The organism is Pseudomonas japonica (assembly GCF_900188455.1).
Lineage (GTDB): Bacteria > Pseudomonadota > Gammaproteobacteria > Pseudomonadales > Pseudomonadaceae > Aquipseudomonas > Aquipseudomonas japonica.
The window spans coordinates 50,683-63,845 of record NZ_FZOL01000004.1 but is presented as its reverse complement, the minus strand read 5'-3'; the positions used below and the strand labels follow the sequence as shown (position 1 = coordinate 63,845).

General features: G+C 62.0%; 16 protein-coding genes and 1 pseudogene. 10 read left to right on the top strand and 7 right to left on the bottom strand.

The window, feature by feature from the left end; genetic code table 11:
- Positions 1-10 precede the first annotated feature (10 nt).
- Together CHB99_RS06615 and cyaY are read right to left on the bottom strand one after the other, a co-directional pair.
- Positions 11-232: a DUF1289 domain-containing protein gene (locus CHB99_RS06615; RefSeq protein WP_042121036.1), complete on the bottom strand. Its 222-nt coding sequence runs from the start codon at positions 230-232 to the stop codon at positions 11-13.
- A 1-nt stretch (position 233) separates the two neighbouring features.
- Complete coding sequence (gene cyaY, locus CHB99_RS06610; RefSeq protein ID WP_042121034.1) at positions 234-566, bottom strand: iron donor protein CyaY; 333 nt, start codon at positions 564-566, stop codon at positions 234-236.
- 187 nt (positions 567-753) lie between these two features.
- On the opposite strand from cyaY, the gene lptM reads away from it, so the two are divergent.
- From lptM to CHB99_RS06580, 6 genes are read left to right on the top strand one after another with little or no spacing between them, the layout of a single operon-like run.
- Positions 754-891: an LPS translocon maturation chaperone LptM gene (lptM, locus tag CHB99_RS06605; protein WP_042121033.1), complete on the top strand. Its 138-nt coding sequence runs from the start codon at positions 754-756 to the stop codon at positions 889-891.
- Between the two features lie 9 nt (positions 892-900).
- Entirely contained in the window at positions 901-2,148 is a 1,248-nt protein-coding gene (lysA, locus tag CHB99_RS06600; protein ID WP_042121032.1) for a diaminopimelate decarboxylase, read from the top strand.
- Positions 2,149-2,152: 4 nt separating this feature from the next.
- On the top strand, positions 2,153-2,983 hold the full coding sequence (gene dapF / locus CHB99_RS06595; protein ID WP_042121031.1) for a diaminopimelate epimerase: 831 nt from the start codon (positions 2,153-2,155) through the stop codon (positions 2,981-2,983).
- 13 nt (positions 2,984-2,996) lie between these two features.
- On the top strand, positions 2,997-3,734 hold the full coding sequence (locus CHB99_RS06590; RefSeq protein ID WP_042121030.1) for a DUF484 family protein: 738 nt from the start codon (positions 2,997-2,999) through the stop codon (positions 3,732-3,734).
- Complete coding sequence (xerC, locus tag CHB99_RS06585; protein WP_042121029.1) at positions 3,734-4,633, top strand: tyrosine recombinase XerC; 900 nt, start codon at positions 3,734-3,736, stop codon at positions 4,631-4,633. Before CHB99_RS06590 ends, xerC begins: the two co-directional genes overlap by 1 nt.
- Positions 4,630-5,325, top strand: coding sequence for an HAD family hydrolase (locus CHB99_RS06580; RefSeq protein WP_042121028.1), 696 nt, complete (start codon positions 4,630-4,632; stop codon positions 5,323-5,325). Before xerC ends, CHB99_RS06580 begins: the two co-directional genes overlap by 4 nt.
- A 130-nt stretch (positions 5,326-5,455) precedes the next feature.
- On the opposite strand, the gene sutA is transcribed toward CHB99_RS06580, so the two are convergent.
- From sutA to glnK, 3 genes are all read right to left on the bottom strand, one after another.
- Positions 5,456-5,779 (bottom strand): transcriptional regulator SutA, encoded by a 324-nt coding sequence (gene sutA, locus CHB99_RS06575; protein WP_042121027.1) that lies wholly within the window; start codon positions 5,777-5,779, stop codon positions 5,456-5,458.
- Between the two features lie 466 nt (positions 5,780-6,245).
- Positions 6,246-7,580 (bottom strand): ammonium transporter, encoded by a 1,335-nt coding sequence (locus CHB99_RS06570; RefSeq protein WP_042121026.1) that lies wholly within the window; start codon positions 7,578-7,580, stop codon positions 6,246-6,248.
- Positions 7,581-7,620: 40 nt separating this feature from the next.
- Positions 7,621-7,959, bottom strand: a complete 339-nt coding sequence (gene glnK, locus CHB99_RS06565; protein WP_002555808.1) for a P-II family nitrogen regulator — start codon at positions 7,957-7,959, stop codon at positions 7,621-7,623.
- Between the two features lie 411 nt (positions 7,960-8,370).
- Here glnK and CHB99_RS06560 point away from each other — a divergent pair, with 411 nt between their 5' ends.
- From CHB99_RS06560 to CHB99_RS06550, 3 genes and pseudogenes are all read left to right on the top strand, one after another.
- Positions 8,371-8,634 (top strand): accessory factor UbiK family protein, encoded by a 264-nt coding sequence (locus tag CHB99_RS06560; protein ID WP_042121025.1) that lies wholly within the window; start codon positions 8,371-8,373, stop codon positions 8,632-8,634.
- Between the two features lie 164 nt (positions 8,635-8,798).
- A pseudogene (locus CHB99_RS06555) lies at positions 8,799-9,644 on the top strand (YifB family Mg chelatase-like AAA ATPase); the annotation flags it as partial.
- 641 nt (positions 9,645-10,285) lie between these two features.
- The gene (locus CHB99_RS06550) at positions 10,286-10,663 is read left to right on the top strand and encodes a type II toxin-antitoxin system RelE/ParE family toxin (RefSeq protein WP_042121024.1); all 378 of its coding nucleotides are present in this window, start codon (positions 10,286-10,288) and stop codon (positions 10,661-10,663) included.
- 105 nt (positions 10,664-10,768) lie between these two features.
- Here the strand turns inward: CHB99_RS06550 and CHB99_RS06545 are convergent, their stop codons facing one another.
- Both CHB99_RS06545 and CHB99_RS29470 read right to left on the bottom strand, forming a co-directional pair.
- Positions 10,769-11,080, bottom strand: a complete 312-nt coding sequence (locus tag CHB99_RS06545; protein WP_042121023.1) for a helix-turn-helix domain-containing protein — start codon at positions 11,078-11,080, stop codon at positions 10,769-10,771.
- 401 nt (positions 11,081-11,481) lie between these two features.
- Positions 11,482-11,844, bottom strand: coding sequence for a hypothetical protein (locus CHB99_RS29470; protein WP_141137267.1), 363 nt, complete (start codon positions 11,842-11,844; stop codon positions 11,482-11,484).
- A gap of 18 nt (positions 11,845-11,862) precedes the next feature.
- On the opposite strand from CHB99_RS29470, the gene CHB99_RS06540 reads away from it, so the two are divergent.
- Positions 11,863-13,131 (top strand): N-6 DNA methylase, encoded by a 1,269-nt coding sequence (locus tag CHB99_RS06540; protein ID WP_346426407.1) that lies wholly within the window; start codon positions 11,863-11,865, stop codon positions 13,129-13,131.
- Positions 13,132-13,163: the final 32 nt, after the last annotated feature.

Here is a 13,163-nt window from a genome sequence, read left to right as displayed (position 1 = left end):
GAACCTCCGATCAGGAGGCGCAGGCTGCCAATCGCCTCACATCCGCCTGCGCAACAATCTCCCGCCGCCGCTGGTCATCCGCCGCACGCCACTGGCGAATATCCTCGACATGCCGGAAACAGCCGATGCACACCCGCGCCTCATCCAGGCGGCAGGTGCCGATGCACGGCGACGGCACCGCGGGGCTGACGTTGCTGTACAGCGGCTTGGGCGGGCGGACTTCGCTGCTCATCTCAGATCTCTTCGAAATCGAGCTTCTCGCCGGCACGCTCCCAGACGATGCGTTCGAGCATCTCGCCCAGCAGTTCCTCGGTCTTCTCGCAGATCCACTTGCCGTTTTCTTCGTCGTAGTCGAAGTGGAAGCCGCCGGAACGGTCGGCCAGCCACAACTGGCGCAGCGGTTCCTGACGGCTGAAGATCAGCTGGGCGCCATCATCGAACTTGACGGTCAGCACGCCGGCCGAATTTTCCATGTCCAGGTCCAGGTCGCTTTCATCGAACAGGTCTTCCAGTGCCTGTTGGGTCGCGTCTACCAGATCGTGAAAACGCGCTTCGCTCAAACTCATTGCAGGAACCTCGAAAAATGTCTGCTCAACACGCAAGCCGGGCAAGATACGAGCGCTTCGCCGTGAATGCAAAGACAAACGTCGTGCCACCCGGACGCACCGCCCGACGGCTGACCGGCTACATAGGCAAGGCGCCGGACGCTCGGTATACTCCGGCGCAATACTGCTTAAATCAAAGGATTTCGCCATGAAGCGCCTGATTTCCTCCCTCGCGGCGCTCGTCGCGGTTGCCTGCCTTGTTTCCGCCTGCGGTCAAAAAGGCCCCCTGTACCTTCCTGACGACAGCAAGGACGGCAAGAAGTCGCAATCGCACCAGCACCGGTAAGGAATCCCGATGGACGCTTTCAACTACCGCGACGGCGAGCTGTTCGCGGAGGGTGTAGGCCTGTCGGCGATCGCCGAACGCTTCGGCACACCGACCTACGTGTACTCCCGGGCCCATATCGAGGCCCAGTACCGCAGTTACGCCGATGCCCTGCAGGGCACTTCGCACCTGGTCTGCTTCGCGGTCAAGGCCAACTCCAACCTGGGCGTGCTGAACGTCCTGGCACGCCTCGGCGCGGGCTTCGACATCGTCTCCGGCGGTGAGCTGGAACGCGTCCTGGCCGCGGGCGGACGGGCCGATCGGGTGGTCTTCTCCGGCGTCGGCAAGACCCGCGCGGACATGCGCCGCGCCCTCGAGGTCGGCGTGCACTGCTTCAACGTCGAATCCACCGAGGAACTGGAGCGCCTGCAACAGGTCGCCGCGGAGATGGGCGTGCGCGCTCCGGTGTCGCTGCGGGTCAACCCGGACGTCGATGCCGGCACCCACCCGTACATCTCCACCGGTCTCAAGGAGAACAAGTTCGGCATCGCCATCGCCGATGCCGAAGAGGTGTACATCCGCGCCGCACAGTTGCCGAACCTGGAAGTGGTCGGCGTCGACTGCCACATCGGTTCGCAACTGACCTCGCTGGAACCCTTCCTCGACGCCCTCGACCGCATCCTGATGCTGGTCGACCGCCTCGGCGACTGCGGCATCCTGCTCAACCACCTCGACCTGGGGGGCGGTCTCGGCGTGCGCTACCGCGATGAGCAGCCGCCACTGGCCGGCGACTACATCAAGGCCGTGCGCGAACGCCTGGGCGAGCGCGACCTGGCCCTGGTCTTCGAACCGGGCCGGCATATCGTGGCCAACGCCGGCGTGCTGCTGACCCGCGTGGAATACCTCAAGCACACCGAGCACAAGGACTTCGCCATCGTCGACGCGGCGATGAACGACCTGATCCGCCCGGCCCTGTACCAGGCCTGGATGGACGTCAGCGCCGTACAACCGCGAGACGGCGAGCCGCGCACCTACGACGTGGTCGGCCCGATCTGCGAGACCGGCGACTTCCTCGCCAAGGACCGCACCCTGAACCTGGCCGAAGGCGACCTGCTGGCCGTTCGCTCCGCGGGCGCCTATGGTTTCGTCATGAGCTCCAACTACAACACCCGTGGCCGCAGCGCCGAAGTGCTGGTCGATGGCGACCAGGCTTTCGAAGTGCGCCGCCGCGAGACCGTAGCCGAGCTGTTCGCCGGCGAAAGCCTGCTGCCGGAGTGACACGATGCTTTTGCGTTTTACCAAGATGCACGGCCTGGGCAACGACTTCATGGTCCTCGACCTGGTCAGCCAGCACGCGCATATCCAGCCCAAACACGCCAAACAGTGGGGCGACCGCCATACCGGGATCGGCTTCGACCAGTTGCTGATCGTCGAGGCGCCAAGCAATCCGGAAGTGGACTTCCGCTACCGCATCTTCAATTCCGACGGCTCCGAAGTGGAACAGTGCGGCAACGGCGCGCGCTGCTTCGCCCGCTTCGTGCTGGACAAGCGCCTGACCGCGAAGAAGCGCATCCGCGTCGAGACCAAGGGCGGCATCATCGAACTGGACGTGCGCAACGACGGGCAGATCTGCGTCGACATGGGTCCGCCACGCCTGGTCCCGGCGGAAATCCCGTTCCAGGCACCGGCCCAGGCCCTGAGCTACCCGCTGGAAGTCGATGGACAGACCGTCGAGCTGGCCGCGGTGTCCATGGGCAACCCCCACGCCGTGCTGCGCGTCGATGACATCAACGCCGCACCGGTCCACGACCTCGGCCCGCGGATCGAACACCACCCGCGCTTCCCGCAGCGGGTCAACGTCGGCTTTCTCCAGGTCATCGACCGGCATCGCGCGCAACTGCGCGTCTGGGAGCGCGGCGCTGGGGAAACCCAGGCCTGCGGTACCGGCGCCTGCGCCGCCGCGGTGGCCGCCATCAGCCAGGGCTGGATGGATTCGCCGCTGCTCCTCGACCTGCCCGGCGGACGCCTGTCCATCGAATGGGGTGGTCCGGGCACGCCGGTGATGATGACCGGCCCTGCCGTGCGAGTGTATGAAGGACAGGTTCGTCTATGAGTGAGTGCCAGCCATGACCGATCAGCCCCAGGCGCCAGCCGCGGAACCCGACGAGAACCTCGTGGAGGGCTCCACGCCCGACGTCGGGGCCGAGGCCGTGGCCGCCTACTTGCGTGCCCACCCCACCTTCTTCGCCGAACATGACGACCTGTTGCTCGACATGCTCATTCCCCACCAGCGCGGCGACAGCGTGTCGCTGGTGGAGCGCCAGCTGACGCTGCTGCGCGATCGCAACATCGAGATGCGCCACCGCCTCTCGCACCTGATGGATGTCGCCCGCGACAACGACCGGCTGTTCGACAAGACCCGCCGCCTGATCCTCGACCTGCTCGACGCCGACAACCTCGAAGCCGTGGTCATGGCCGTGGAAGATCGTCTGCGCCAGGATTTCCAGGTGCCCTTCGTCAGCCTCATCCTGTTCGGCGAGAACGCAGCGCCGGTAGGCCGCTGGGTCAGCAACGGCGAGGCCCAGCAGGCCATCGGCGGACTGCTCGGCGGCGGCAAGACCGTCAGCGGCAACCTGCGCGACCATGAGCTGGATTTCCTGTTCGGCGAGGCACAGCGCAAGGAAGTCGCCTCCAGCGCGGTGGCGGCCCTTGAGCATCAGGGGCTGCACGGTGTGCTGGCGCTCGGCAGCCGCGACCCGCATCACTACAAGAGCAGTGTCGGCACCCTGTTCCTCGGCTATATCGCCGAAGTCCTCGGCCGCGTGGTGCCGCGCCTGACCCAGACCCTGCGCCCGGTGCGCTGATGGAACGCCAGCTGGAGGCGTTCTGCGCGCACCTGCGCAGCGAACGCCAGATGTCCGAGCACACCCAGCTGGCCTACCGCCGCGACCTCGACAGCGTCCTCGCGTATTGCGCCACCGCGGGCATCAGTGACTGGAAAACCCTGCAGATCCAGCACCTGCGTCAGTTCATCGCCCGTCGTCATCATCAGGGCCAGTCGTCGCGCAGCCTGGCACGCCTGCTCTCGGCGGTGCGCGGCTTCTACCGCTACCTGAACCGCGAAGGCATCTGCGATCACGATCCGGCCAATGGCCTGTCCGCCCCCAAGGGCGAACGGCGTCTGCCGCGGGCACTGGACACCGACCGTGCCCTGCAGCTTCTGGAGGGCGGTGTGGAGGACGACTTCCTCGCCCGTCGCGATCAGGCGATTCTCGAACTGTTCTATTCCTCCGGGCTGCGCCTTTCCGAACTGACCAGCCTCGACCTCGAACAGCTCGACCTGCCCGCCGGGCTGGTCCAGGTCCACGGCAAGGGCAGCAAGACCCGCGTCCTGCCCGTCGGCCGCAAGGCCCGCGAAGCGCTGGAACAATGGCTGGCACTACGTACCCTGAGCAACCCCGCGGACGGTGCCGTGTTCGTCAGCCAGCAAGGGCAGCGACTTGGCCCACGGGCCATCCAGAAGCGGGTCAAGGCCGCCGGCGAGCGCGAACTGGGCCAGAACCTCCATCCGCACATGCTCCGGCACTCCTTCGCCAGTCACCTGCTGGAGTCGTCCCAGGACCTGCGCGCGGTCCAGGAAATGCTTGGCCACGCCGACATCAAGACCACCCAGATCTACACCCACCTCGATTTCCAGCACCTTGCGGCGGTCTACGACAGCGCGCATCCTCGTGCCAAACGCAGTAAAGGCGGCGACTCATGAGTATTCAGCTGATTACCTTCGACCTCGACGACACCCTGTGGGACACCGCGCCGGTGATCGTCAGTGCCGAGGCCGTTCTGCGCGACTGGCTGGCGGCCAACGCTCCCAGCCTCGGCGCGGTGCCGGTGGAGCACCTGTACACCATTCGCGAGCGCGTGGTGCAGGCTGAACCCGGTCTCAAGCACCGCATCAGCGCCCTGCGCCGGCGCGTGCTGTTCCATGCCCTGGAAGAAGTCGGCTACAGCGAGGCCCACGCCCGCGAACTGGCCAACGAAGGCTTCGAGGTGTTCCTCCACGCCCGTCACCAGTTGGAGATCTTCCCCGAGGTGCAGCCGGTGCTGGAACTGCTGCGCCGCCACTACACCCTCGGCGTGGTCACCAACGGCAATGCCGATGTGCGCCGCCTGGGCCTGGCCGACTACTTCAAATTCGCCCTGTGCGCCGAAGACCTGGGCATCGGCAAGCCGGACCCGGCGCCGTTCCTCGAAGCGTTGCGCCAGGGAGAGGTCGAGGCCGCTGCCGCCGTGCACATCGGCGACCACCCCGGTGACGACATCGCCGGCGCCCAGCGCGCCGGCCTGCGCGCGGTGTGGTTCAACCCGCAGGGCAAGACGTGGGAAGCCGAAGGCCGGCCGGATGCGGAAATACAGCGGCTGTCGCAACTGCCCGACGTTCTCGCGGGCTGGCGCTGAGCCGCAGCAGCTCCCACACGCTGCAGGCGCCCGCGAACGTTGTGGGAGCGGGCGTTGCCCGCGATGACGCGAGCGAAACCAAGACGCAAAAAAGCCCGCTGCAATGGCGGGCTTTTTCGTCACAGCGGCCTCAGATAGGACGGCTGCCGTACTTGTTGTCGGGCTTCTTGGGCGGGTCGGCAACCACATTGGCTTCGACTTCCTGCACCTTGCCACCACGGGCCAGGAAATCTTCCATGGCCTTGGCGAGCGCGTCGCGCTCCTTCTGCTTGGCTTCCATGCTCGGCATCTCGTCGACCGAGACCGCCGCCTTGGACTTGCCCTTGGCCGCGGGAGCCGGGCTGTCATCGCCGCTGTCGTCGGCTACGTCGTCCGCCGCCGCTTCAAGGCCTTCATCACCCTCTTCGTCGTCGCCCACTTCGAGGTCATCGTTTTCCAGATCGTCGTCGCTCATGTTCTACCTCATGACTTGCGAAAAGCAGATTAGTTATAGACCAGTTGCCGTAGAGGTTTACGACCGCTGGAGAAAGATCACGGGGTCACGAGTCACCCATGATCGGAGCGCCCGCCGCTTCACCTGACGAACGCTGTGCAGGCTCCTCAGAGCCTGACCGAATAAAGAGCCGCCGGTTCAAAAGCACCGGCCAGTCCCTGCCAACCGGCTCGCTCATCAGCAAGCCTAGCAAAGGGCCATGAAGTGTGTGAACAGGCCATCATCACCCCACGGCGCGCATTCTAGCGTGCCCGATGAAAAAGCAAAGTGCCTAAAACGCCCTGAAGACTGTAAGTTTTCCGCCGACAATCGCAGACCCATTCCATCAGGGATGAACCTGCGGCGAAAAACCGTTTGCGTGCTGCCAGAGAGGCAAAATCGGGACGAAAAAATGCCCGGCGAACCGGGCAAGTTTTTTCTCGGCGGGTTACAGGTTGTAGCCGCGCTCGTTGTGTTGTGCCAGGTCGAGACCGACCGATTCTTCTTCTTCGTTCACACGCAGCCCCATCACTACGTCCAGGACTTTCAGGATCACGTAGGTGACGATGGCGGTGTAGATCACGGTGAAGCCGACGCCCTTGGCCTGGATCCAGACTTGCGCGGCGATGTCGGTGACGGTGCCGAAGCCGCCCAGGACCGGAGCCGCGAACACGCCGGTGAGGATCGCGCCGACGATACCGCCGACACCGTGCACGCCAAAGGCATCCAGCGAGTCGTCATAGCCCAGCTTGCGCTTCAGGCTGGTGGCGCAGAAGAAGCAGATCACACCGGAAACCAGACCGATCACCAGCGCGCCCATCGGGCCGACGGTACCGGCAGCCGGGGTGATGGCGACCAGGCCGGCGACCACACCCGAGGCGATGCCCAGTGCGCTCGGTTTGCCGTGGGTGATCCACTCGGCGAACATCCAGCCCAGCGCGGCGGCGGCGGTGGCGATCTGGGTCACCAGCATGGCCATGCCGGCGGTGCCGTTGGCGGCAGCGGCGGAACCGGCGTTGAAGCCGAACCAGCCGATCCACAGCATGGCCGCGCCGACCAGGGTGTAGCCGAGGTTGTGCGGGGCCATCGGGGTGGTCGGGAAGCCTTTGCGCTTGCCCAGCACCAGGCAGCAGACCAGACCGGCGATACCGGCGTTGATGTGCACCACGGTGCCGCCCGCGAAGTCCAGCACGCCCCAGTCCCACATCAGGCCGCCGTTACCGGACCAGACCATGTGCGCGATCGGTGCGTAGACCAGGGTGAACCAGATGGCCATGAACACCAGCATCGCGGAGAACTTCATGCGCTCGGCGAAGGCACCGACGATCAGCGCCGGGGTGATGATGGCGAAGGTCATCTGGAAGACGATGAATACCGCTTCCGGGAAGGCCGCGGTCAGGCTGGACGGTGTGACGCCGGCAAGGAATGCCTTGGACAGACCGCCGACGAAGGAATTGAAGTTGGTGACGCCCTGTTCCATACCGGTGGTATCGAACGCCAGGCTGTAGCCGTAGATCACCCAGAGGACACTGATCAGGCCGGTGATGGCGAAGCACTGCATCATCACCGAGAGGACGTTCTTGGAACGCACCATGCCGCCGTAGAACAGGGCCAGGCCGGGGATGGTCATGAACAGCACCAGGGCCGTCGACGTGAGCATCCAGGCAGTGTCGCCGGAGTTCAGGGTAGGGGCCGCGGCCGCCGTGGTTTCCTCGGCCAGCGCCAGGGCAGGCATTACGAGGGACAAAAGGGCTCCTAGCCCTGCGAATTTACGCAGAGTCATGTTGTTTTCTCCTGGGGCGTTGGGTTTGGGGCGGCTTTTTTTAGATCGCGTCGGTATCGGTTTCGCCGGTACGGATGCGGATAGCCTGTTCCAGATTCACCACGAAAATCTTGCCGTCACCGATCTTGCCGGTGTTGGCCGCCTTGGTGATGGCTTCGATGACCCGGTCCAGATCCTTGTCGTCGATGGCGACGTCGATCTTGACCTTGGGCAGGAAGTCGACCACGTACTCCGCGCCGCGATACAGCTCGGTGTGACCCTTCTGGCGACCGAAGCCTTTGACTTCAGTGACAGTGATGCCCTGCACGCCGATTTCGGACAGCGACTCGCGCACATCGTCCAATTTGAACGGCTTGATGATGGCAGTGACTAGCTTCATGAAACTCTCTCCCGAATAGGTGGACTTGCCCCAGGAAAACAAACCCGACTCAAGTCTAAGCGCAGTGCCTGGGCTTTGTAACGTTTCGTCGGCACAACTCCCCGCGCCGACTCGCGAAACCGCACCAGACCAAACCTCGTGTCTTCGCTCCGCCTGAGCACTGCTTCGTCCTGGGACTGCATCAGTGCATGGGTCACGATGGTCTTAGCAGAAACAATGCCATGTCCGGGAAAACGCCAATTTACAAAGACTTGGGTGCAAAACCCGATCTTGGCCAGTCGCCAGCAGGCAAAGCGACGCACAACAACGGTGCGCACCCGGCGCAACAGATGCGCAAAAAGTGTGCAGCGAAAGCCGCGAATTGCCCCGTGCTACACTGCCCGCCCTCTTTTCGAAACAGGAGCGCCGACCATGCTCGCGCCGAAAGCCTTTCTCGATGCCCTGAGCGACCAGGCCTCGCGCCTGTTCAGCAATGACAGCGCACAGCCGCGTGGCGAACTGGAGAACCAGTTCCGGGCCCTGCTGCAAAGCGGCTTCAGCAAACTGGACCTGGTCAGCCGCGAGGAATTCGACAGCCAGATGGTCGTCCTCGCCCGCACCCGCGCCCGCCTCGAAGCCCTGGAAGCCAAGGTGGAAGAACTGGAAGCACGCCTGAACCCCATCGCCAGCGAATAAGCGCTGCGCTGCGGCCAGTGCCGCCGGCGCTGGCCACCGTCGACACCCCGCGCACTTCCGCCCCGAGGAAACACGCCGAAGCACTCTGCGCGGTCCGCCCCACGGACCCGCCACTATCCTTGCAAAGCCGCACGACGCAGCCCTGCAACGATCATGGAGTGTTCATGTCCCTCGCCCTCGTCCACAGCCGCGCCCAGGTGGGCGTGCTGGCCCCGCCCGTCCTCATCGAAGCGCATCTGGCCAACGGTTTGCCGACCCTCACGCTGGTCGGCCTGCCGGAGGCCACGGTCAAGGAAAGCAAGGACCGGGTGCGCAGTGCGATCGTCAATTCGAAACTGGAGTTTCCCCAGCGGCGCATCACCCTCAACCTGGCCCCGGCGGACCTGCCCAAGGATGGTGGACGTTTCGACCTGGCCATCGCCCTGGGGCTGCTGGCGGCCAACGGCGAGTTTCCGCTGGCGGCGCTGGACAAGGTGGAGTGCCTGGGCGAACTGGCGCTGTCCGGCGCGGTACGACCGGTGCAGGGTGTACTGCCCGCCGCCCTCGCCGCCCGCGATGCCGGACGGGCGCTGGTGGTGCCGAAGGAGAACGCCGAGGAGGCCTGCATGGCGTCCGGACTGGTGGTGTATGCGGCGGGACATTTGCTGGAGCTGGTGGGGCACTTCAGCGGACAGCAGCCACTGGAGCCTTATCGGGCCAACGGGTTGCTGCTCAATCCCCGGCCCTATCCGGATTTGAGCGAGGTGCAAGGTCAGATTGCCGCCAAGCGTGCGCTGCTGGTGGCCGCGGCCGGCGCGCACAACCTGCTGTTCAGCGGCCCACCCGGGACCGGCAAGACCTTGCTCGCCAGTCGCCTGCCCGGCCTGCTGCCGCCGCTGGACGAGCGCGAGGCGCTGGAGGTGGCGGCGATCCAGTCGGTGGCGGATTCCAAGCCGCTGGATTGCTGGCCGCAGCGGCCGTTCAGGCATCCGCATCACTCTGCTTCAGGGCCTGCATTGGTCGGCGGTGGTTGTGACATTGCGCAATAAATGCAACTAATGCGAAATAGATGCAACTGATCAAGCAACATCGAAGTCGACTGATTTCTCTTACAAACTTGCCACAGCCGCCCGTGAGCAGCCTCGATGAACGCTCCCTAGTCGGCACCTGGACGAGCCCTCAGCCCTATGAACACCGGGGCATCGGAGTGAAACGAGGTGCTCTCCACAAGACACTTTTGATGAGCACTGGCGCGGCCTATCAAACTTGCCACTGACTCGACAACGTAAACACACATCATCGAGCAGAACTGACTGATCGACCTATAGCCGTCGTAGAAATCTCTACGCAGCCAAGCGCCCCTCCGACCTCGCTTCACATGCTCGATCCATCGGCATGAGCTGTCTCTCTTAGGCCGGCAGCATCTCCGTAGCCCAGCGATCTTCACCCCTCATCCAGACTTGTAGGCTCCCGACTAAAAAGTCGTAACCGAAGCGCCACAAAAGCCCTTGCGAGAGTTATCACTTTTTGTAAGAATTGACGTTGCCGCCACATCCGGCGGCACCTTTTTTTCGGGCCAGGTAGAAGCTTGCTTGACCCATACTTTTCCTAAACGAGGATGTGACTATGTGCGTCTCAACGCCCTACCAGCTTGAAACCGAGGAAGCGATCAATGATCGAGAAAGCCACCTGTATCGACAGCAATAAAAAGCGTGAAATTGAGTATTATCCGGCAAAAGCCGTTCGCAAGGAAATGGATAGCTTGCCGGAGCGACGCCGAGATAAATTTTTAGTCGATCTTAATTTGATAGCGCACAACCAGGCACCAACATGCCAGGTTACCCATCTCAATGATATCGGCAACGGCGTCACAGAGCTGAAGATAAATGGACGACCAGCTTTCAGGTGTATTTTCTACACCAAGGAAGACGGAAAGGTTTATGTTCTTCATGCTACAGAGAAGACTACCAACGGCTCAGATCGCCAATTGAAGAACGTGGTAGCGCAACGCTACAAGCAGTTGAGGTCAGATCTTAAAGAGGTGGCGTAGGTGTGAGCCCCTAGAGGCTCGGCATGGATCGCGGTGATGTAGGCTTGAAGGCGAAGGCGGAGCAGTGACAGCAGGTAACGGCGTGGAAATAGAAAGGGCGATGCCTCAAAGCATCGCCTTTTTTACGTTCATGACCAATGGCAACTCAAGGTTGTCTGGATTGTAATCCGCATCAAACTTATAGCCGATACGAACCAGCATCGTCATAAGCATGTCGATGGAAAACTTCTCCAAGTAGCCGTTGCAAAGGTTACTCATTCTCGGAGCTGACACCTGTAACTCCCTCGCTGCAGCAGACTGACTCCAACCCTTCTGCCGGATCATCTGCAGCAAGACCATGAATAACTGGGTTTTCAAGTGCTTCATGTTGAACTCAACGTGATCACTCGTGAAATCCGCGAATAGATTCTGACTCATAGCTCCATCCTCCTACCGGAGGTAGTTTTGACCCAAGGCACACCAACCCCGCCCGCAACAAATCAATGTGGAAAGGAGATCGAGGGTGAGCGCGAATAGGGTACTTAATTGGCTTTCATAGGACTGTTCTTGGGCAGAACACTCCGCAAGATATGAGATTTGATATTATCAGTTTTTGTAAGGTTGACAACCCCCTACACGACCACTTGTCACCATAGATCGCAGCGCCAAACGACGAGACAGGAAATCTACAAGGCCCGACGCCACAAAGCGGTCTCTGTCGCATGAAAAGGGTGAAACGGCGGTTTACCGAGGGGGCTGTCGCACGCATGGGCGATTGGGCGCCCAACAAATGACAGGAACCACGCACCCAAGAGCCGATCCTCAGCAATTGAGCAAAGTTAGCGCGCGCCACCACCCGAAGCTCGGATCAGCGGTCCCATAGCCTCAATCATCAAAGCCAACGTCTGAACCCCTTCCTCCGTGCCATCCCAGGCGTGACCCAGCGCTTTACGAATCGCAGGGTGCTGAGCAAGCTCAGTTACATCGTGAACTATGCCAATATTGGCATAACTTAATGCCTTTTCGATGGCCGGAGTTAAGCTCTTGATGTGGCCACTCAGAAATTTCGACAAGGTATATTGGGGAACACCACATCGCCTGGAGTACTCATTATCGGAGATACCCAGGTCTGTGATATAACGCCGCAGCTGCCCGCGAGCGGCCAGTACTTCGACTGATGGTGATATTGCGATTCTTGGCATAGGTCGGTACGATATCAAGTGCGAGCTAGGGCAACAAGCTCTCAATCACTAGGAGGTGGAAGAGAGGTGCGACCAACCGAATCTGTGAAGCGCTACCGGGCAGCGTTGGATGCACGCACCCGCTTGGGTCAAATCCTGACACCGCAACCTATGGCTGATGCTGTAGTCCGACTGCTTGGTGCGCACGGCGGTGATTGGCTGGAGCTTGGATCGGGATCAGGCCGCTTGGCTCAGGCCGTGCATAGCGCAGTAGAACCGGCAAGCTATGTTGGGGTAGAGATCGAACAAGCCATGATTGATGCCAGCCCACAACTACGTGGCGTGCACTACCTAAAGCGCGACGTACTTTCCGTCTCGGGCCTGGGAAAAGCGCTTGGGGACGCCCAGTTCGATCATGTAATCGGCAACCCACCATACGGCATTCACGATCTGCCTGATCGAGCACGAAAGCGCTTAATGGCCTTCTGCCCCGACCTCGACATCCAGCATGCCTGGGCCCCCATCGACCTTTATTTCGTGATGGAGTCATTGGCAAGACTTAAACCTGCAGGCTCTGCGGCCTTCATCGTAGGCGCGGATATCCCCTGTGCCATCCAAAGCCAGCCCTTCCGTAAGCAACTCATGGAATCGGCAAGCACAGTAGAATGCTACGAGCTCCCCCGATTCGCTTTCGGCTGGCAAGTCGAGGTGCAAGCCTATGTTTTGGTGATTCGGTTCGGGCACAAACGACTTCGCCATGTCACCTTGGGGCAACTCGACAATGAATTTGCGGTGATCTCACAGCGCAGAATCGGCGCGGCGCAAGCTGTCGAAAGCATGGACTCCCGCCATCATGCATTTGAGGACATGGACTCAACTCTGAGGCGCGCTAAAGGCTCTGTCACCATGCGAGACCTCGAAGTTTCCATTGTTAGGGGAAGCCGCACCCGCACCCAATTCGCACAGCTCGGAGTCCAGCACTTTCACACGTCGGACTTCCCCAAGTCCGGTCTGGAAATCGCTTTCGAAGGCTCACCATTGTCCGGCTACCAGCACGCCATGGCCGGAGATATTCTGTTGCCGCGGGTAGGAACTCGCTGCATCGACCGCAAAGCCGTAGTAGTCAGGGGCGAGAGCCCATACTCAGACTCAGTCTTCAGAGTACGAGCACCGGCCGAGCATCAAGAACGCGTCGTGCGCTGGATTACCAGCACGGAATGTTCGGACTGGCGCCGCGGAGCTGCACGGGGGGCCTGTGCTAAACATCTGACCGTAGCGAAACTTCTCGACATGCCCGTACCTGCGTAGCACAAAGGACAAGCCCCCATTGAGGGCCGAGC